General features: G+C 48.8%; 23 protein-coding genes and 2 tRNA genes. 12 read left to right on the top strand and 13 right to left on the bottom strand.

The annotated features are described in order from the left end of the window. Positions 1-6: 6 nt before the first annotated feature. A complete protein-coding gene (locus EVJ20_RS11265) occupies positions 7-756 on the bottom strand; it encodes a sugar nucleotide-binding protein (RefSeq protein ID WP_070328866.1) in 750 nt (249 codons plus the stop codon). A gap of 101 nt (positions 757-857) precedes the next feature. On the opposite strand from EVJ20_RS11265, the gene EVJ20_RS11260 reads away from it, so the two are divergent. After that, complete coding sequence (locus EVJ20_RS11260; RefSeq protein WP_236636391.1) at positions 858-1,412, top strand: GNAT family N-acetyltransferase; 555 nt, start codon at positions 858-860, stop codon at positions 1,410-1,412. Positions 1,413-1,517: 105 nt separating this feature from the next. Next, complete coding sequence (locus EVJ20_RS11255) at positions 1,518-2,327, top strand: DUF368 domain-containing protein (protein WP_070328868.1); 810 nt, start codon at positions 1,518-1,520, stop codon at positions 2,325-2,327. Between the two features lie 80 nt (positions 2,328-2,407). Here EVJ20_RS11255 and EVJ20_RS11250 read toward each other — a convergent pair whose 3' ends face one another. Continuing rightward, positions 2,408-2,962 carry a methyltransferase family protein gene (locus EVJ20_RS11250; protein WP_016509434.1) on the bottom strand — a complete coding sequence of 185 codons (555 nt, stop codon included), beginning with the start codon at positions 2,960-2,962 and terminating at the stop codon, positions 2,408-2,410. 99 nt (positions 2,963-3,061) lie between these two features. Continuing rightward, positions 3,062-3,907, bottom strand: a complete 846-nt coding sequence (locus EVJ20_RS11245; RefSeq protein ID WP_070328869.1) for an ABC transporter ATP-binding protein — start codon at positions 3,905-3,907, stop codon at positions 3,062-3,064. Positions 3,908-4,097: 190 nt separating this feature from the next. Between EVJ20_RS11245 and EVJ20_RS11240 the strand changes: the two genes are divergently transcribed. Continuing rightward, positions 4,098-5,147 carry an NAD(P)/FAD-dependent oxidoreductase gene (locus EVJ20_RS11240; protein WP_070328870.1) on the top strand — a complete coding sequence of 350 codons (1,050 nt, stop codon included), beginning with the start codon at positions 4,098-4,100 and terminating at the stop codon, positions 5,145-5,147. A gap of 10 nt (positions 5,148-5,157) precedes the next feature. On the opposite strand, the gene EVJ20_RS11235 is transcribed toward EVJ20_RS11240, so the two are convergent. Next, complete coding sequence (locus tag EVJ20_RS11235; protein WP_070328871.1) at positions 5,158-5,571, bottom strand: VOC family protein; 414 nt, start codon at positions 5,569-5,571, stop codon at positions 5,158-5,160. 102 nt (positions 5,572-5,673) lie between these two features. On the opposite strand from EVJ20_RS11235, the gene EVJ20_RS11230 reads away from it, so the two are divergent. Beyond that, positions 5,674-6,045: a hypothetical protein gene (locus EVJ20_RS11230; RefSeq protein WP_070328872.1), complete on the top strand. Its 372-nt coding sequence runs from the start codon at positions 5,674-5,676 to the stop codon at positions 6,043-6,045. Positions 6,046-6,107: 62 nt separating this feature from the next. On the opposite strand, the gene EVJ20_RS11225 is transcribed toward EVJ20_RS11230, so the two are convergent. Beyond that, positions 6,108-6,989, bottom strand: coding sequence for a hypothetical protein (locus tag EVJ20_RS11225; RefSeq protein WP_131508221.1), 882 nt, complete (start codon positions 6,987-6,989; stop codon positions 6,108-6,110). A 331-nt stretch (positions 6,990-7,320) separates the two neighbouring features. Here EVJ20_RS11225 and EVJ20_RS11220 point away from each other — a divergent pair, with 331 nt between their 5' ends. Then, positions 7,321-7,542: a hypothetical protein gene (locus EVJ20_RS11220; RefSeq protein WP_035385937.1), complete on the top strand. Its 222-nt coding sequence runs from the start codon at positions 7,321-7,323 to the stop codon at positions 7,540-7,542. Positions 7,543-7,719: 177 nt separating this feature from the next. On the opposite strand, the gene EVJ20_RS11215 is transcribed toward EVJ20_RS11220, so the two are convergent. Beyond that, positions 7,720-8,634: a hypothetical protein gene (locus EVJ20_RS11215; RefSeq protein WP_070328874.1), complete on the bottom strand. Its 915-nt coding sequence runs from the start codon at positions 8,632-8,634 to the stop codon at positions 7,720-7,722. Between the two features lie 201 nt (positions 8,635-8,835). Between EVJ20_RS11215 and EVJ20_RS11210 the strand changes: the two genes are divergently transcribed. The 3 genes from EVJ20_RS11210 to EVJ20_RS11200 all read left to right on the top strand — a co-directional run bounded on the left by EVJ20_RS11210 (position 8,836) and on the right by EVJ20_RS11200 (position 11,081). Then, the gene (locus tag EVJ20_RS11210; RefSeq protein ID WP_131508219.1) at positions 8,836-10,050 is read left to right on the top strand and encodes an LCP family protein; all 1,215 of its coding nucleotides are present in this window, start codon (positions 8,836-8,838) and stop codon (positions 10,048-10,050) included. A 79-nt stretch (positions 10,051-10,129) separates the two neighbouring features. Further along, entirely contained in the window at positions 10,130-10,834 is a 705-nt protein-coding gene (locus EVJ20_RS11205) for an NAD(P)-binding oxidoreductase (protein ID WP_071399121.1), read from the top strand. A gap of 28 nt (positions 10,835-10,862) precedes the next feature. After that, positions 10,863-11,081, top strand: a complete 219-nt coding sequence (locus tag EVJ20_RS11200) for a PspC domain-containing protein (protein ID WP_016508377.1) — start codon at positions 10,863-10,865, stop codon at positions 11,079-11,081. Positions 11,082-11,117: 36 nt separating this feature from the next. On the opposite strand, the gene EVJ20_RS11195 is transcribed toward EVJ20_RS11200, so the two are convergent. Beyond that, positions 11,118-11,969, bottom strand: a complete 852-nt coding sequence (locus EVJ20_RS11195; RefSeq protein ID WP_233589682.1) for an aldose 1-epimerase family protein — start codon at positions 11,967-11,969, stop codon at positions 11,118-11,120. Positions 11,970-12,044: 75 nt separating this feature from the next. Here EVJ20_RS11195 and EVJ20_RS11190 point away from each other — a divergent pair, with 75 nt between their 5' ends. Further along, positions 12,045-12,599: a TlpA family protein disulfide reductase gene (locus EVJ20_RS11190; RefSeq protein ID WP_070328877.1), complete on the top strand. Its 555-nt coding sequence runs from the start codon at positions 12,045-12,047 to the stop codon at positions 12,597-12,599. Positions 12,600-12,640: 41 nt separating this feature from the next. On the opposite strand, the gene EVJ20_RS11185 is transcribed toward EVJ20_RS11190, so the two are convergent. The 4 genes from EVJ20_RS11185 to EVJ20_RS11170 all read right to left on the bottom strand — a co-directional run bounded on the left by EVJ20_RS11185 (position 12,641) and on the right by EVJ20_RS11170 (position 14,376). Beyond that, positions 12,641-12,847: a DUF3006 domain-containing protein gene (locus EVJ20_RS11185; RefSeq protein ID WP_016508383.1), complete on the bottom strand. Its 207-nt coding sequence runs from the start codon at positions 12,845-12,847 to the stop codon at positions 12,641-12,643. Between the two features lie 392 nt (positions 12,848-13,239). Further along, the gene (locus EVJ20_RS11180; protein ID WP_016508415.1) at positions 13,240-14,040 is read right to left on the bottom strand and encodes an MBL fold metallo-hydrolase; all 801 of its coding nucleotides are present in this window, start codon (positions 14,038-14,040) and stop codon (positions 13,240-13,242) included. Positions 14,041-14,203: 163 nt separating this feature from the next. Then, positions 14,204-14,277, bottom strand: a tRNA-Gly gene (locus tag EVJ20_RS11175). Between the two features lie 25 nt (positions 14,278-14,302). Then, positions 14,303-14,376 (bottom strand) — tRNA-Gly (locus EVJ20_RS11170). 128 nt (positions 14,377-14,504) lie between these two features. Between EVJ20_RS11170 and EVJ20_RS11165 the strand changes: the two genes are divergently transcribed. The 3 genes from EVJ20_RS11165 to EVJ20_RS11155 are packed head-to-tail and all read left to right on the top strand — an operon-like array spanning position 14,505 to position 15,831. Further along, on the top strand, positions 14,505-14,864 hold the full coding sequence (locus EVJ20_RS11165; RefSeq protein ID WP_131441135.1) for a hypothetical protein: 360 nt from the start codon (positions 14,505-14,507) through the stop codon (positions 14,862-14,864). 2 nt (positions 14,865-14,866) lie between these two features. Then, on the top strand, positions 14,867-15,421 hold the full coding sequence (locus EVJ20_RS11160) for a hypothetical protein (RefSeq protein ID WP_070328879.1): 555 nt from the start codon (positions 14,867-14,869) through the stop codon (positions 15,419-15,421). After that, positions 15,418-15,831, top strand: coding sequence for a hypothetical protein (locus EVJ20_RS11155; protein WP_070328880.1), 414 nt, complete (start codon positions 15,418-15,420; stop codon positions 15,829-15,831). Before EVJ20_RS11160 ends, EVJ20_RS11155 begins: the two co-directional genes overlap by 4 nt. A 40-nt stretch (positions 15,832-15,871) precedes the next feature. Here EVJ20_RS11155 and EVJ20_RS11150 read toward each other — a convergent pair whose 3' ends face one another. Then, on the bottom strand, positions 15,872-18,418 hold the full coding sequence (locus EVJ20_RS11150) for an SH3 domain-containing protein (RefSeq protein ID WP_131508217.1): 2,547 nt from the start codon (positions 18,416-18,418) through the stop codon (positions 15,872-15,874). A 193-nt stretch (positions 18,419-18,611) separates the two neighbouring features. After that, positions 18,612-19,514 carry an alpha/beta fold hydrolase gene (locus EVJ20_RS11145; RefSeq protein ID WP_131508215.1) on the bottom strand — a complete coding sequence of 301 codons (903 nt, stop codon included), beginning with the start codon at positions 19,512-19,514 and terminating at the stop codon, positions 18,612-18,614. Positions 19,515-19,534 lie beyond the last annotated feature (20 nt).

The following is a 19,534-nucleotide window of genomic DNA, read 5'->3' as shown; positions in this document are numbered from 1 at the left end:
GTCGACTCATTTTGTATGAAGTGTCAATCGTTTCGTGATCGGTTGGATCGTGATGTTCATGTCGACCATCCGATTGTCGCGTTTTGGTTCATCCGTTCGCTCGACGCGCCACGCGAGGTCATGCAACTCGTTTAACGAAGTGGCGATGTCATAGAACGACAGGCTCGGATTGCCGTTCAATTGATATAGACCCGGACCGCGCTTCGTCAATATCTCGAACAATGCGTCAGCCGTGTCTTCTAAAAAGGAGCAGGATGGATACCAGTGTGCGCTCGCATTGATGACACCGTGTTGGTTCATTTCATTCGTAAAATAGTCCATCATATTATTCGAACCGGCAGCTTCGCCGATTTGCCAGCCGAGTCGGACGATTTGTGCACCAGGGTTGGTCCGGGCGATTGCTTCTTCGCAGGCGCGTTTGTAGGTGCCGTACTCGTCCGTTGCGTCAGGTGGTGTGTCCGGCGTGATTGGACCAGTCACATTGTCTGAGAATACCGAGACCGTGCTCGTAAACAAGAACGGGATGTTGTATTCTCCGCAAAGGCGGGCCAACGTTTCCGCCCATTCAACCGATCCCATACCGATATGAAGAAAATAATGAGGACGCACCGATTCGATAAATTCACGCATCGCCGCCTCGTCTGACGTCGAAACTTTTGACCTGTCCCAAGCGACAGGTTCGATCCCATGTCGTTGTATTGTTTTGGCGACGACCGGTGCGACTGTACCGTTCATGCCCGTTAAAATAGCTTTCATTACAAATTCCTCCCTTCTGTTTCTATCATCCCACACTTCTAGATGTGACAAACCACCAGTTTCTAGCTTTGTGCTAAACTGATTGATGGAGGAGATAAATGATGAACATTCGACACGCACAGTCAAACGAAAGTGGAGCAATCGCACCGCTCGTTTACTCAGCGATTCATGATATCGCCTATTCATTGACGGGGACGGCAGACCAAAAGCAAGTGCTTGAGCGCTTAGCGATGTGGATCGGTCGGCCGAACAACCGGTTAAGTTATGAAAACATTTGGGTGGCAGACATAGACGGCGTCATCGCAGGTATTATTATCGCCTACGAGGGCAAGCGCGCGATTGAGTTGGATGAGCCGATTAAGCAATGGCTCATCGAACATGGGCAGCCTGGACATCTTGACGTGGAGACGGAAGGAGACGTTTTGTATATCGATTCCGTGGCCGTCGACTCAGAATTTGGAGGACGCGGCATCGGTACGAAGTTGATCCAGCGAGTGGTCGAACATGCTCGCGAAACAAACATCCCGGCCGTCACACTCAACGTCGACCAGGGCAATCCGGCAGCGGCTCGTCTGTACGAACGTCTTGGATTCCGCAAACATAAAGAGATTGAGATTTCAGGAGACCGTTTCGATTATATGATGCTCGACTTGTGAAACATGGACCGAAGTCCGAGTCTCAGTCTCGAAACCGATGCAAAACCCGAGCTTCTCGGATATACTAAGTGCTTGAAACGAATCAGATATAAAAGGAGATCGATTATGGAGTGGAAAAATATCCTGCGCGGTATCGCGATGGGGACGAGTGACTTGATTCCTGGCGTCAGCGGGGGGACAATCGCAGTCATTTTAGGGATTTACGATCGATTGATCGAAGCGATCAGCGGTGTGTTCAGTCGGCAGTGGAAAAAGCATATTGGGTTTCTAATTCCGTTAGCAATCGGAATGGGAACCGCGATTTTAGGACTGAGCCGTCTAATTGAATTTTTATTGTTAGAATACTATGCACCTACACAGTTCTTTTTCATCGGCTTGATTCTTGGGATTATCCCACTGTTGATGTTTGAATTTAAATCGCGTGCGACGATGCGCCCCGTGCACATCGTGGCGATGGTGATCGGAGCGATTCTAGTAGCAAGTATGGCAATCATCAAACCGGCCGACACAGCCATTATTACTGAACTGTCGACCGGCACGGCGCTGTTGTTGTTCTTCTCGGGTTGGCTCGGCAGTATGGCGATGTTGCTCCCGGGGATCAGCGGCTCGTTCGTCTTGCTCTTGATTGGCGTGTACCCGACGGTCATCAGCGCCTTGTCGAACTTGAACGTGCTCATTATCGGGATCGTCGGACTCGGTGTAGCCGTCGGATTCATCGTCAGCAGTAAAGTGATCCGTTATTTGCTCGGGAATTTCCCGGGCATGACGTTCTCGGTCATCTTAGGACTCGTCATCGGGTCCCTCGCCGTCGTCTTCCCGGGTCTTCCGGAGACGGCGACGATGTGGGTCTTGAGCGTTGTTTCGTTCGTTGCCGGTTTTTTGATCGTCCGACTGCTCGGCCGATTTTCCGTATAAAAAATGCGATCCTGTCATTTGCTGACAGGATCGCATTTTTGTTGGGTCGAGGTTATCAATTCGTGTTTTTCGACGCTTGTTCAATAAATGAACGGAATCAATCGTTTTCGTGATTTCGCCCAAGTTTGATAGGCGCTGCCGAAGTGTGACGTCAACATCTGTTCTTCGATATGGATGCGCCAAAGCAAGGCGATCCCCATGGCGAACGTACCGACGAGCGCGACGCCCCAATGACTGAAATAGAGCGAAAATCCGAACGTGATAAATAATAGCCCGGTATAGAGCGGATGGCGCAAAAAGCGGTACGGTCCAGAGCTGACGATCTCATCAGCAGGACGGACGACGACGTGACGAGTGAATTGATGACGCAAATGCGCGATTCCCCAGTAACGAAGTGAAACACCGGCTATGTAACACCCGAGCCCGAGCCAACGGACTAGGAGCGGTTGGCGTGTTTCAGTGAAAATAGATAAACCGATCGAGACGGCGAACACGGTGACCATAATGAGTGAGACGATGTAAAAGCTCATGTGCTCACTGTTGCCATCGGTCGGTTCATCACGATTACGGTATCGCCTCATCTCATACAGCCATGCGGTCGAGACGAGAATGAACAAACCATCGAGCCAATCCATAGCGTTTCCCCCTTTCTTCAATATGTTCCACTCATTACCCGCCTCTTCCTGCTGAAAAACGCCTCGCAATGTGCGAGGCGCTCCGTTCGCTTCATCATACTAACGAGAACTAGCAACGAGATCAGCACTCGAAGGGTCGAGCGCTTCACGTTGAATCTCATCTTTTATAAGTTGGTAGGTGAGGCACATCGGTTTTTCGGTCCGTGGGTCTCGTCCGATGATGGCATCGATATGAAAGACTTGTCTAAGGACGAGCGGACAAATGACTTCCTCGGCGGAGCCCGTCGCGAGCACTTCTCCGTCTTTCATGGCGACGATATGGTCGGCAAACCGGGCGGCCTGATTCAAGTCGTGGAGGACCATGACGATCGTCCGGCCCTGCTCGCGGTTCAACGTCTCGAGTAGTTCGAGCACTTCGAGCTGATGCGCGAGATCGAGATACGTCGTCGGCTCATCTAAAAATATCAAGTCCGTCTCTTGGGCCAGTGCCATCGCGATCCACACCCGTTGGCGTTGTCCGCCTGAAAGGGCGTCGACGCTTCGATCTTTGAACTCGAGCGTACCGGTCACGTCAAGCGCCCAATCAATCACTTCATGGTCATGTTTCGATAAACGACCAAACCCGGATTGATAAGGAAAGCGACCGTACGAGACGAGTTCTCCCACGGTCAAGCCGCCAGCGCCTTCAGGCGTTTGCGACAAAATCGCCATCTTTTGGGCGATTTCTTTCGTATTGCATTTGGCGATGTCCGCTCCGTCTAAATGGACCGAACCGTTAGACGGGGACAGAATCCGAGTCATGGCTTTCAAGAGTGTCGATTTCCCACAACCGTTCGGTCCGATGATGGTTGTGATTTGACGGTCCGGGATCGATAAACTCAATTGCTTCACAATTGTTTTGCCGCCGTAACCGACCTCGATGTCTGCCGTATGGATCCGTGACATGTGGATTCCCCTCTCCTCGTAACAGTAGTTTTGATAATGATTCTCAATGTAACGTCAACTATAGCAGTCTAAATGAAAAGCTGTCAACGAATGTTTTGATATCAAAATAGATTGTCTGAACTAAAATTTCGATGTATATTAAATGAGAATGATAATCAGTGACGGTAAATGTTTAAGGAGGATGGAGCGGATGAGCGAACAGGACGTGTACGACGTAACAATCATTGGTGGCGGTCCGGCGGGATTGTATGCCGCTTTTTATAGCGGGTTGCGCGGGATGAAGACGAAGTTGATCGAATTTCAACCGCATCTCGGTGGTAAGATCCATGTCTATCCGGAGAAGATGATTTGGGATATCGGTGGCGTCACCCCGACGACAGGTGCCCGCCTCATCGAACAATTGATCGAGCAAGGTCTCACGTTCGATCCGACCGTCGTGCTCGGCGAGAAAGTAGAATCGATGGCGAAAGATCATACTGGTCATTTCGTGCTCGATACGACGAACGGCCGGCACGTGTCAAAGACGGTCATCGTCGCGACGGGGAGCGGTATTTTACAACCTCAAAAAATTGAGATCAGCGGGGCGGAGCGGTTCGAAGTCTCGAACCTTCACTATACGGTTAAGTCGTTGATGCGTTTTAAAGGGAAGACGGTATTGATTTCCGGTGGCGGCAACAGCGCCATCGATTGGGCGAACGAACTTGAGCCGATTGCGGAGCGCGTGATTTTGACGTATCGAAAAGAAGCGCTCAAAGGGCATGAATCGCAAGTCGACAAGCTCCTCTGTGGCCGAGTCGACTGCCGACTTCATACAACGATCGAGGACTTGATTTCCAATGATGGCACGACGATCCATGCCGTCAAGCTCATCGATTGCGGGACCGGGGCAAGTGAATTGGTCGAGGTCGATGAAGTGGTCATCAACCACGGCTACGAACAGGACTCGGCTCTCCTCAACGACAGCGAGTTAAAAGTCGAGATGGTGGATGGGTTCTATGTGAACGGGAACGCGAGCAGTGAATCGTCAGTACCTGGACTTTATGCGGCGGGCGATATTTTGACGCATGAAGGCAAGGTGCATCTGATTGCGGGAGCGTTCCAAGATGCGGCTAACGCGGTCAACCGGGCCAAGACGTTCATCGATCCGGACGCGACGAAGTCGGCGATGGTGTCGTCGCACAACGAACGGTTGAAAGCGAAAAATCGTGATATTATCGAGCGGACAATAATGAAGCAGTGAGGGATGTCCCTCACTGCTTCATTGCCGGATAATCACATAGTTCGACGATGACCCCGCCCGAGTGGCGTGGGTCCATATAGATGAGGCGTCGGCCTTTTGCCGTCGTTCGGAGCGTATCTTCTAAAAACGTGATGCCGTCGCGTTTCAAAGCGGCAATCGATGCTTCTAAATCATCGACTCGATAGGCGATGTGGTGAACGCCTTTGCCGCGTGCTTTCATGAATCGGGCGATCGGGCTCGTCGAACTTGTCGGCAAGAGCAACTCGATCACGTCTTCACCGACGTGAATCACGGCGAGCTCGGTTTCGACACCGGCTGCCGTATTCGTATAACGGTCGACAAGTTTTCCTTGTAACACGTTCGTGTAAAACGAGATCGCTTCGTCTAAGTCGCGAACAGCGATCCCGGTGTGGTCAATTTGCATACTAATCCCTCCTCTTGCTCTAGTTTGCCGAAACTTGAACAAAATGTCACTTCACAACGTTTTAGCAAAATCCGATATAGTAGAAGAGGGAGGGACGGCGACATGAACGGAAAGATCACTCTTGGATTGATCAGCGCGTTCGCGCTGGTATCATTTGTGTTTGGACTCTCACTTGCGACATTTGTCGATTATCAGATCAATGAGGAGCAAGTCGTTCTCGAACGACTGACGACCCACAAAAAAATCGGCCCGGCAGAAATCCTTTCGACCGAAGTGGATTTTCATTTGAACGGTTCGAATTATGCGCTTCGCTTCACGGATGAACCTCACATCACGTATTGGTTCAGTGTCGCGGACCGTGAAATTCAATTCGATCGGATTGAATCGTTGGACCGACGTGATATCGGGCTTCGAACCGTGCTGTTCGAAGAGATGCCACCCTTAGCAATCGAATCGGCAAACGCTGCTGAATGAAGAAAAGACGCCAAACGAACGAATCCTTTCCGTGAAAAGGACGTGACGTTTAGCGTCTTTTTCTAATTGAGTGGAAACGATGGCGCGGAAGGCGCCACTTCTTTAATCATCGTGTAGGTTCCTGCTTGGGTTGGCGATCCGCCTTGTCGGATCAAAGCGTATCGTAGCTCTGGTTGGAGTGAAGTCAACGTGACCCGAATTTGTTCAAGCGACCTGAACCGGAAATAAAATTCTTGCTGAATAAAAGACACGGCCTCTTGAATCAATTCATCGCTACCTGACACGTGGAGTTCATATACGTCCAGTCGTCCAGATCCAATTCGAGATCGCATGATGCCGACGATTTTCCCTTTTAATTTAAGGGAATGGAAGACTTCCTGACGACGTTCATGCTCGAGCAGTCGTGATGCAGTCAGCGGCAACACATCAGTCAGCATATGCGCATATTGATTTCGGTAGGCGAGCCAGCTAGAGTGTGTCGCAAAATAATCAACGTGAAGCGACCAGTTCTCGTATGTATATTTTTGGAAAGGGATGAGCGGCAATGTGTAAGTGACAGTCTCGTGATATGGATCAAAACCGAGCACTTCAAACATTCGACGCTTATCTTGGTCGTGGTCTTGTTTGACGTGTAACAGCAACGTTGTGTCATGTATACTGTTTCGACGTATCTCACGGATCAGTCGGTCGAGCAAACCTCGGAAGACATAGCGGTCCCGATACGCCTCGTGCGTGAGCCGGATCATCTGATCCGTTGCATAATCGCTATAGTCGGAGGCGATTGCTGCGACGGGAACATCTCCTTGCCAGGCCGTATGGACATATTGGTGTGGTTGGATGGCGAGGATGTGAGGCGACTCGCCCGGGTTGTACAATTGGTGAAGCAGTGAACGTTTTTTAGGTTGGATTTGGCGACACTCCGCGAATATAAGCGTCCGTTTCATGAGGAATCCTTCTTTCTTCTAAAATAATCACTACCCTTAAATTGTAAGGGCTACCAATTGAAAAATGTCGTGTTCATTTTATGAACATTCATCATGTTTGATTACTGTTTTGACACGTGGAAAGTCAGATTTTTAAAGGGGAATGGTGAGGGAAATGGCTTTGGAATGAGCATTTTATCGAAGTGTGATCCGTGTCGGAACGAGGAAGTTTAGAGCAACGAAGGGGCTGTGAGATTTGTTAAACTTTTCCGGTGGGAAGAGGAGAAGCGAATGGGTCGAAGCGAGAGAGACGTGCTATACTGTCAGTGAGAAAAAACGACAGGAGTATGATATGCGATACGTAATAAGTTTATGGTTGGCGCTGCTATTGGTCGGTGTCCCGGCCACGGCTCTTGCCGAGACTGAACCGATTGTAGTCCATGACAATGTCATCGTTGAAGAACAGGTCGAGTTATACGAAGGCTTCCGGTCACCAAATGAGATGGTGTTTATTTTCGTTTTAATTGTTCTGTTGTCAGTGATCGGGTTGGGCATTATTAACGCGATTGAATAACGTGAAAACGTTCACAAAACTGCAATAACTATCCCGGAAGCGGTTTCAAATATCTTTTATACTAGATATGTAGGAAGGAAGTTCTGCACCAACTTCCACTCCTCTTTTCAGATGAACACCCCTCGTTCATATCATGTTTTGGAGTCAACCGACGCCGTCGGTTGACTCCCTTTTTTTTTAAAATTGGATGCGTTTCTCTTTGGCTAGCCGGCGAAGTCGTTTCGTTTCATCAGAATGTCCGCGGCTCTCGAGCATATTGACATACACTTTGAACGGTTCTGAACGGTGTGAGAAGAAGGGGATGTACTCAGAAAACAACTTCCGTTCAGCTTCTGACAATTGTCCGCGCTCAACGAGGAGTTCGAGTTCAAGCATTTTAAGTGCTTGATAGTCCTCAAGTGCACTGTCATCGGACGGGGCTTTGGCAAGTGTCCGTTCACAAAGTGTGATGATGCGTTGATGGAATAAATTCCATTCAAACGAAGTGTAGGGTTGCTCAAGAAGTGTAGAGAGTAAGTCGACCCGTGTCGAGTCAACATCTTTTGGGACGTGGAGCGCCGTGTACAAAGAACGATCGATCCACACGTCGGAGGTGGGGGCGTCGAGTTGATAGTAATGAATCAATTGAGTGAGCATCGTGGTTTGCGAGAGTTTCAGCAGTCGAAACGGGTCACTTGTTGAAAATAGGGGCTCTTCCCCTGCCGAAGAGGACAAGAGTAAAAACATTTCCTCATACATCGTCCGTGCCTCTGCTTCATCTTCGGCGTAATACGATAAGTCACGAATGATTTTCTTGGCGTGTATATACCAATTCTTTTGATCGCGTTCGCTCATGATTTGATTTGGCAGCAAGTAGAGGTGATCGTAAGCCAATTCCACGAAGCGTTCAGCGAGGATTACTGTCTGCGAGAGCGAATGTCGCTCGTCTGACGATTTTTGTTCTTTGTAACGAGTGAACTGACTAATCATGTAATCCATATCTTTTTCTTCGATAACGGCTTTAGGGGTGTTTCGGTACATTTCGACGACTAAATCGCGAAGAGTCGTCTCTCCGTACTGTTCAAGTAACATGCGGAGCTTCCCGATGCGCATTAGCTCTCCCTCCCTTCAAAGGACATCGAACGGGCTGCCATGTCTCGTTTATAGGCAGACACCGATTATTATTCCTTTCCCGCTTTTCATTTAAAACAATCCTCGCGTCTCATGCTTAAGACGGATTTTTGCGCTAACCGTTGTCAGAATAGAGTTTGTCGATGATAATGTAGGAAAATCTAAACTATAGAGGTACATCATATGAATGACGATCAACAACTCTCACGTGTCGAACGACGCAGACGTGAATTAGAACGCGAGCGGCTAGAAGAACTGTCTCGCGATGAACAAGTGAATCCGGGTGAGGCGGAAGACGAAGTGATTCGCCCTTCACCAGAGTCGAAGCAAGCGGAAGGACAAGACCATCCATTTTTAGATCGTTCCGATGAAAAACGGACCGAGACGAACAATAATCGAAAACGGAAGGTTCAGGCACCTAAACTGAAGATGCCGTTCGGGAAAAAAGCGAAGCGCCAAAAGCGTGAGGACAAGCGGGAACCTCGCTCTCATGACACGAAAGAGCGTGTTCCGAAGCAGCAAAGCAGCGTACCGCCGAAACAAAAGCCGCAAAAAGACAAGCGCAAGCGCCGAAGTTGGAAAGGAAAGCTCTTGCTCGTCTTGTTGCTCCTCGTGATCGGGGTCGGTTATATGGCATCAAACCCAGTTACGTTCTTAGTCATGGGCAGTGACGCCCGTGTCGGCGAATCGGTGTCCGGTTCACGAACCGATTCGCTTCAGTTGATGGAGTTCGTCCCGCGTTCGCGGACCGTTCAAAACGTATCGATTCCACGAGATACGTATACGGCGATCCCTTGTGAACCTGAGCGCGAAGGCGATAAGATTACCCATGCCTTCGCTTATGGAGGCGCGGAGTGTACGGTCGGTGCAGTCGAAGGATTGACCGAGACTTCGGTCGACGGTCAAGTCGTCATCACGTTCGAGACGTTCATGGAATTGATCGACGTCGTCGGCGGAGTGAACATCACGGCCACCCATTCGTTCAGCGAAAAGGGGTTTAATCAAACGTATGAATACACGGAAGGTGTATCGTATTCGATGGACGGGGATATGGCGCTCGCCTACGCGCGACATCGTAAATCGGATACAGACGGTGCCCGTTCAAGTCGCCAAACCGAAGTCATGTCGGCAGTGGCCGACAAGTTGGTAAGCCCGGCCGGATGGTCGAAGATCCCGGCCGCGTACAGTTTTATGAAAGATGAGATGGGGCTCGAAATGAATCCGCTGCAAATGGCGTCGGTTGGCCTCACGATGATGCTTCAACCCGAAGTGAACAAACTTCAAGTCGACGGACAAGATGCTTACATTGACAACATCTACTATTATCAACCGAATGAAGAGAGCGTCCAATCGATTCGTGACGCGCTCGACTTAACGATGTGGGGAACTGTGAGATAATTTTGCGAAACGGGTTTGATTCCGTACGGAAAGAGGAATTTTAATCAAATGAACTACTCTTTTGAGGAGGGAAATTTGAATGAAAGTTTTAGTCATTGGAGCAACAGGAAAGATCGGTAGACGTGTCTTGAAAAGTTTAGCGAAAACGCATCAAGTGACCGCTTTAATTCGTTATCCTGAACTGCAAGCAGAGTACGAAAAAATGGGTGCGCGCGTGCTCACCGTCGATGTTGAAAAAGAGCTTGATAAAAAGATTCACGAGGCGACCGCTGGCCAAGACGCCGTCATCGTCGCTGCGACAGCAGGTGCTGAAGGCACGAGCAAAGAGATTGAACTGCTTGACCGGAACGTCGCGATGAAAGCGATTGACGCCGCTAAAAAAGAGCGCGTCCGTCACGTGGTCTTACTAAGCGCATACGGTGCCGATCGACCAGACGCGGGCCCGAAAGAACATTACAACTTCTTGTCTGCGAATAATGCGGCCGATGAGTATATCGAACATAGCGGCTTGAACTACACGATCATTTGCCCAGTGGCAATTATAGATGGACCTGGAAAAGGGTCGATCGAAGCTTCAGAAGACTTAAGTGACGCCTCAGGCGCCACGATTTCCGAGACGGACGTCGCGACAGTCATTGCTGCCTCGCTCGATAATCGGGGCTTGTACGGACGTCGGATTGAAATTAGATCAGGAAGTACACCGATCAACGATGCACTCGATTTTGATAGTCGAGGCGAAGCCGCGACAGCTGGAAGAACGACACTTCGTCGACCACAGCGATGACCGAAAAAATGAAGGAGAAGGTGTCTTGATGGAACGAAAACTGTACAAAGATCCGTCTGACCAAATGATAGCAGGCGTTTGCTCGGGGCTCGGGAAGTACCTCGGAGTAGACGTGACGTTGATGCGGATCATCTTCGTCGTACTCGCCTTATTCGGCGGACCGGGCTTGTTAATTTATATCGTGCTCGCGATTGTCATGAAAAAACCGCCTTCAGAGTATGAGGCGGAACAAGAAAGCCGCTTCTAACGAAAACGTGCTGACCAATGCGGTCAGCACGTTTTTTCATTCCGTATAGAGCGTGTAAGTCGCTTCGAACGTTTCGTTCGGTGCGAGCAACTGCATATCTTCTTTTTGACGGATGTCTTTACGATGTCCTTTATAATCGGCATGACCGAACCAAGGTTCGAGGCAGGCGAACGGGGCGTCAGACTGAGGCGGTGACCAAATCCCGAAATGGGTGAATGTCGGGCACTCCATGACGATGGCGCGACCGCTCGGTTGGTGGCGCAGTGCAGCATACTCGATATTTTCGAAAATTAAAGCGTCTTGGTCGAACAAGTGATGCGAGAGCGGGATGTAGCGACGTTCGCCGAGCGGTTGATAGGCGCCGGTCAAATAAGGACCCTCTAACAATAAGCGATCAAGTGAGCGCGTCTCACCGAAATCGATTGTATACTCTTCGAACACCCCGCCCGCGAACGGGATATTGAAGGCAGGGTGTCCGCCGATGCTGAACGGTAACACCTCGTCGCCGCCGTTTCGGACGCGATATGTCACGTTCAATTCCTCGCCGATCAGTCGATAGTCCACGTGAAGTTCGAACGGGAACGGATAGTGTTTCTGTGTCTCGACCGAGTCACGGAGAACGAACCGGACGTGTGTATCAGACGATTCTGCGACTTCGAACGTCTCATCGCGAGCGAATCCGTGTTGGCTCATCGTATACGTCAAGCCATCATATAAGTAACGGTCATCCAACAACCGTCCGACGAACGGGAATAAAATCGGGGCTTGTCGTCCCCAATACGTAGGGTCGCCTTGCCAGAGTAGCTCGGTCCCGTCGACTTTCCAACTCGTCATTTCCGCGCCTTGCGCTTTCAAAGTGACACTGACTTTTTCATTGTGAAGTTGCACGATAGTTCCGCTCCTTTGAGTGAATGTGATAAGTTAAGTTTAGAAATGAATAGGACAGAGAACAAGAGGTAAATGATGCGATTTCATAAACTGGCTATTGGATTGATTATGGCGGGACTGATCGCCGGTCTGGGCTATAAAGGGTATGACGAATACAAGGCGAGTCAAGCGAGCGAACAGACTGACCGTGTCGCGACGGACGACACGGTTCTCGGTGGTCTCGAGATCGGTCAACGCGCGCCCGCCTTCGAACTGGAGACAATCGAAGGGGAAACGTTGGCACTTGATGCGTACGCAGGACAGCAAGTCGTCTTAAACTTCTGGGCATCGTGGTGCCCGCCTTGCCGAGAAGAACTGCCGGAATTGATCGAGTTCGGCGAAGAAACCGGGATTCCGGTGCTTGGGGTGAACGTCACGAAAAATGAGCGACGCGGCAGACAAGACGTCGAGGCGTTTTTGAAAGAAGTCCCGGTCAGCTTCCCGGTATTATTGGACGAAGCAGGCACGGTGGAGAAGACGTACCGCGTCGTCGCTTTGCCGACAACGTATGTCGTCGGTCCGGACGGTGTGATTACAGCCAAACAAGTCGGTCCGGTCGACTTTAACTGGTTACGCGAACAGACAAAATGAACGTACAAAGACAGACTGGAAGAGAACCGGTCTGTCTTTGTTTACTTTTTATAATGTTGTTTGATGAGCGCATCGAAATTCGGTGTCATGTCTTCTTCAAGATAATAATGGTGGTTATCTCGAATGATTGTATCGCCAACCCGTGCTTCTGATGGCAAGAATCGTCGTGGGATAAAACTTGAGCCGTTGTTCCAACGTAACACGGCGTATTTCCCTTCGACTCGCACCAACGTGCCGTATTTGATCATGCCTCTTCCTCCTCAGCGAACAGCTTTCTGTCTCTTTTATTCTTATAGAGTGTATTCCCACATTCCATAAAACCTACACATATTTGAATGTTGCTACACAAACGAAGGAGAAGTAAACAACGATCAGTAATTGTGAAGAAAGTTTGAAGAAAACGCTTTCTTTTTGAAATGTTTTCTTCTATAATGAAGGCACGGGGTGATTATGACGAATTTGTGAACAATGGGGGTATGGTCAATGTTTTCATCAGCTATGATCGGATTGCTCGCTCTTACCGGAGTGACGATTTATGGGATTGACCGTATGTTCACGGTCCGTTCAGAACGCATCACAAAGAAATAGGTTTACATAGGGGGATCGCAACGTCTTGGGGAGACGTTGCGATTTTTTTGCGTCAATAGTCGCGTTGGCGTGCCTCGCGCTCATGCTCTTTTTGTTCGACATGTTTTCGATTGCGTTCGTGAACCCGGTTAAAAAAGGCGTGCTCAGGCCAAAGCGGGGACCAGACGCGTTCTTCAGGCAAAGCGAGGATATATTCTTCGGCAGCGCTGAGTCGTTCGATCATCTTACTGCGGTCATCACATAGGTCGCCGTGGCCGGGTATGAGCCAACGGATCTCGTGTTCGTAGACGGCGGATTGAAGTTTTTGAAGCGATTCGAGATACGCTTCCGCGTCGTGCTCAATGAACGGTGGTTCGATGTTCGATCCGTAATCACCGCACACGAGCAGACGCAACGGTTCGACAATGAGTGACATATGGGTCGCTTCATGTCCTGGCGTCAAGTAGAACGTGATCGGGGTAGCACCGAGCTCGACCGTACTGTCTTCGGAGATGATGATGTCGACGACCGGCTTTTGAATCGGGCGGTCGATGTAATACTGTTCGTAGAACGTTTTAATCTCTTCAAGTTGGGCGCTGGCGTCTGTTTCGACGAACGCTTTTGAAGCAATCACGGTCGCATCAGGGAAAGCGTAAGCGCCGATGATATGGTCATAGTGCTGGTGCGTATAAATGACGTACAATTTCTTACCTTGTCGCTTCAACTCGATATCGCGACGGATGGTCGCAACTTCTTCTGGCAACCAGTTCGGGTCGATTAAGATGAGGCTGTCTTCAGTGTCGATCAAAGTCGATGTGGTTCGCATTAAAGCACTCTCATAAACGGTAAATGGCTGTAGGCGGACTTGAATCATGGTGATCCCTCCTTCATATCTCCAATTCTTTTCCCGAATCGGTCTCATTTAAGCGTGACGTCAAAAAACAAAAGAGCAGGAAGTCGAATGACCTCCTGCTCGTTACATGGTGTGCACCATGTGGTTATGTGTGCGAGTTAAGCCTCGCGAATATGTCGGAAATTGGAGCGGGTGAAGAGAATCGAACTCTCGTCATCAGCTTGGAAGGCTGAGGTTTTACCATTAAACTACACCCGCACATTCAAGTATACGATTTAAAAATTGGAGCGGGTGAAGAGAATCGAACTCTCGTCATCAGCTTGGAAGGCTGAGGTTTTACCATTAAACTACACCCGCGAAACGCTTAACGTTACGGTAATATAATAGCACACGATTTAACCTTTGCAAACCCTTTTTCGAAAAAACATTAGTTGTGGCGGATAGGTGGTCTTGCTAAGATAATAGAAGAGGGGAGTGGGACGGGCATGAGCGAACGAAAATCTTATTTGAAGATGATGAGTGAAGGGTTTCGCATGATGAACCAGGCGAAACAAGTCGAACAAACTGTAACGCTCCGTCAATGGACGTTCTCGGTGCGGCATGAGTCGATGTGGCATGTGATTTTACGGACTGACCGGCTAAAATGGGTCAGTTCACCGACCGAGACGTTGGTCATCGAGCCGATGTTCGTTCAAATCGGAGCGTTGCATCTCACGCGCCACGTTGAAACGAACGAGGTACGTTTGAAAATCGAGGAAGAATGGGGAATTGAAAGTAAGATCGTCTGCGACGATCAAGAGTGGGAACGATTCGTCGAAGCGCTCAAACAATTGAAGGGGGAGTAGTCGTGAGTCGAGAACGACTGTATCGGATTGAAGCGGAAGCCCGTGGCAGCGCTTGGCGGGCCCGTGTATTGACCGGCATCCAACGGTTCCGCTTTTTTAAAGGGGAACTGCTCGCACCGACTGAACGACCCTATGTCGTCTTGAGCATCTCCCAAGACGCGGGGGCGTTACCCGATTTGATTGAGACGGATATGGGCGTCTTGCTCATCCACGAACGAATCGGACCCATCTTTATGAATCTATGTCCGTACGACATCCAGCTCGTCCGGGTTGAACTGCATACGAGTACCGGCAAGACCGACCACTATTGCGCGCTCAACGTCTTACGCCGATTTGAGATCGAGCACCTCGAGGATTCCGGTGAATATCGTCCGTTAAGCGAGGATCGTCTCTACTTTCTGTCCCGACAAACGGTTCGGATGGATTTATGCGGACATATGATCGCCCAAGATCGAAACAGCCAACGCCTTTACGTGACGGAGCGGCTCAAATATGCGCTGCAAGCCAAAATGGTCACCGGCCTGACATTCAAGAAAACGAAGGAGCAATTAGCATGAAAGAATACGAAATCGACGGGTGGCTTCGTTTATCCTACCCAGAGCACTATGAATACAATGAAGAAGAGGATCACGTCAGCTTCTATTCGGTGGAGGAAGATGCGCAAGGCACGCTTCAAATGTCTATCTATGAAGCAGAGGAGGCCCAGGCCCCTGAAGATGCGGCGCTGCAAGAACTGAACACCTTTTTAGGGGAGTTCCCGATCGACATTAAAGTCGCACCGAGCGTGACAGATCAATCGGGTGGCATGACGACGGCTTACGCGAGCGGGATTGAAGACGACATGTATTTGGACGTCTGGTCGCTCACGGACGGGAAGCGCCTGTTGTTTTTGACGTACGTCGCCGATAAGAAGACGGATGAAAAGTTAGAGATCGAAGCGATCGTCGATTCCATCGAATGGACATGAAAAGAGACACGAAGCCAAGTTGGCTCGTGTCTCTTGTTCGTTATTGGAACTTTGGTACGTCGAAGTGGAGCGTGTATGAATCGAGCGATTGATACGTCTGATAAATCCGCGATGTTTGCTTAGTGGCCCAACCGATGTCTGTCGCATATTGATGTACACCTGGTGTAGCCGGATTAAAGCGCATCTTATAGAGTGTGTTTTGTTTGTAGGTCGGATGATTGATATAGCTTGCGCCAATCCATTTTGCTCCACCTACGATTGCTTTGTATGGAGTCGTCCATCCTTGATTAAAAGCAAACTTCGCTCCAGTGGCCAGGGGGCTACTGTCGACTGCTTGAATGCCGTACATATTGTATACTTTCGCAACTTCTTCACGGTCTGGATAAATGCGTGTCCCATTCGAGTTGATCAACGCGTTCCCGTCTTTATCGACCGGGACCCCTTGAGCTAAACGTGACTTCCCGTGGCCTGTTTCATGGACAGCATGCGCGAGTAAGTAGATTTCGTTGACGCCATACTGATTGGCTGCAGTGATAAACGCCTGGCCTTGAGCGGTGAGTGTTCCGCTGTTTGTTAACACCTTGTTGAGCGTTGTCGCTGTCGTTCCGGCGCTCTTCGATAAGTCGAGGAATTGATAGAACGCCTGCGAGTCTTGGGCTACGTTGCTCGGATTGACGTATGGTTCAATGTCCGCCGCTGAAGCGCGGCGCCAGACTTGATCATATACTTGAATGTTATAACCGGATGGCCGCGAATATTCGATTGTATAGAAATTTCCGATTTGACCAGTTACCTTTACTTTTTCTCCTGTATGAAGTTTTCCATAAGAAGGTGCATCATTGTTAGTGGTCGTTAGGACATCAGTGGTTCCTAATAAGTCTCTTGGCTGAACATAACCAGTTGTCGTGCCGAACCGCACTTTTAACCAAGTGATTTTCCCGACTTGGACACGTCCTACACCTTCTACAGTTGAACCGGTAGGAATTCGTAATAACGGAGAAGGTGTCGCTTTAGGATCTTTCTCCAAATTACTCAAACGAAGAGTTGTCATTTCTTTTTTTGTAATAATGCCTTCTGCTCCGTTAACGCTAAGATACGCTCTAGGAATATAGGCTGGCTTGTCTCGGTAGAGGTCGGTTTGGCCAAATGCAGCGACTTGAATAGTTGATAATTCATTCGCTGAATAAGGATATTCGGTGAATTTAACAACTTTAGATATACCATTACTTGGAATAGTATATCCCAAATGAATGTATCGGCCTTTATGGTCTCCGTCAGTGATGATACCCCATTCAGTGGTCAGAACAGGTTTAGTTTTCACTACAGTATTAGTGGCCAAAGTGCCTAATGAGTTACTTGAACTATCTGGTTTTTCCCTCACATTTAAGGTATATGGACTTTGATTCACTCGGATTTCTACAAATCGTTCAGTCCCATATTGCTCCTGTGAAATAGCGGGAGGATTTTGTGAAAAATCCCACGCCGGAGAATACCCTGTGGCACCGTTGTATGATATTTTGAACCATGTCCCGTTTGCACCGTGTTTCGAATGATATGTTACTTTTGCCCCTTGCGGAATCGTAGCAAGCACGGGAGAAGAGGAAATCGTTGATGCATGCATATTGGTGCTATTGACAGAATAAAGTGAAGTTTCCTTTTGAACATCATTGCTGTCCACTGATACATCCCATTTAGCGATATAACCAGTAGTATTCCCATACTTCACCTCGTACCAAGTACCGTTTCGACCATGAGATCTTACATAACTTACTTTAGTGCCTATAGGCAGCTCTTGGATAACTTTCGAAGTGGAAAGTGGGGAGGTAAAGAGTCGTGCATTTTTTATTACGTATACATCATTGTGAGTGACATCCCACTTAGCGACATATCCTGATTTACCTTTATATTCAATTTTATACCATGTTCCATTAGATCCATGAGCTGAGATCACTTTTACAGCTTCGTTTTTGGGTACAGAAAGAACGACTGGAGCACTGCTCACAAAGTTAGAGCGCATTTGTATATTTTTTAAAGTGAGTTGATATGGGGCAAACGAATTATTTGGTGCAGAAACTGAAGCTTTATTTAAGTTTGTATTCGATACATATGCGGCAGCTACATAACCAACCCGTGTACCAAATTTGATACGATACCAACTTCCGTTAGCTCCATGAGTAGAAAGGTATTCTACGTTACTATTTTTAGGGATAGTTGTCATAATAGGAGCCGTTCTTGAATAGGAAGATCTTAAATTGACATTTTCGGTTGTTGTATACGTGGGAATAGTGGATACACTAGTTTCATCAAGTTCCTTCAACGTTAAGTACGAGGAAGAAACGTATCGCTTTTGACCTTGAAACTCGATTTGGGCCCAGTTGTTGCTTGTCGAATAAACTTGTACAGCAGTCCCTTTCGTCAACTTGCCGACAATCGCTGCCGAAGTCGACGTAGACGACCGGACGTTCAAAATAGAGGTATTCACCGTGCCTTCGTATGTTGCTGCATATGACTCGCTCGGTCCAATCATACTCAATACTGTGCTAGAGATGAGGACGGCCGCGCTCAATCGTGTAATAGTTGGTTTCAATGTGTTACCCCTTTCATTCCATATACTTCAATATATAAGTGTTCTTCGTAGTACGCGGTCTAAGTATAGCGCACTTAAAAAATGGAAAGAAGATGAAAAATTTCAAAAAAGGTAAATGAATTAGAAAGTCGTTGGCTTAAAATGTAAAAATAAAAAAACCTCCATTTAATAGGAGGTTTTTCCAAGTATTAGCTTAGAGGTTGCGCGAGAGCCAACTGCTTATATCGGTCCACACTTCGTCGCGTTGCCGTTCGCGGAGCACTTCGTGACGCGCATTGTCGTAAGACAACACCGTCAGTTCGACTTCCGCTGCCTGATAGTTTTGAACAATTCCTTTCAACCCTTCCCCGTCGTGTACGACCGGGTCGTCCGTCCCGGCGACGAAGAGGATCGGGAGCGTCTTCGGATGTTCATGGATACGGGCGAGGGATGTGACCTCTAGCGAAGCGCTAGCTACTTCATATAAGTAACCGAGTGTCGGGATACCGCCGCAGTCCGGGTCGCTTCGGTAAGAGGCCACTTCTTCCGGGACGCTGGAAATCCAATCGTTCTCCGTCTTCGCGGGGAAGAATTTTAAGTTGTAGCGCCCGAACAAGAGACGTTCGAACAGGCGAGAGTGGTAATCGCTCCCTTTCGTTCGAATTGCCGACCCGATGGCATAAAGCCCGAGTCGTCCGACGAAACCAGAGCCAGGAGGCGGTGAAATGGCGACGATGCCGGCTAGGTTATGACCCATGATTTGACCGAGACGCCGGACGAGCAAAGAACCGAAACTATGTCCGATTACAAACGTCGGTAAATCATTTTGATAGTGACCAATCAATGCGACAGCGTCATCGACCATTTGGTCAAATCCTTCTTTTGGAAGTAAGTGAGCGTATGTGGATTGAGCACGCGCCGATTTCCCAGCTCCGCGAAGGTCGCAAACAAAAACGTTAAATCCAGTTGTTGCCATAAAATCGGCGAATTCGACATACCTACCGTGGTGTTCGAGCATGCCGTGAAACAAGAAACAATTTCCAATCGGGTTCGTTGCCGGGACGTGCAATACATGCGTGCGGTACCCGTCTGCGTACGTGTGCTCAATGACGTCCAAAGTCATCCCTCCGTTGTCGT

Origin of the sequence: Exiguobacterium sp. SH0S1, assembly GCF_004337165.1 — a bacterium.
Classification (GTDB): domain Bacteria; phylum Bacillota; class Bacilli; order Exiguobacteriales; family Exiguobacteriaceae; genus Exiguobacterium; species Exiguobacterium aurantiacum_A.
Note: the sequence above shows the minus strand (reverse complement) of the source record. Positions and strands in the feature narration are given on the sequence as shown.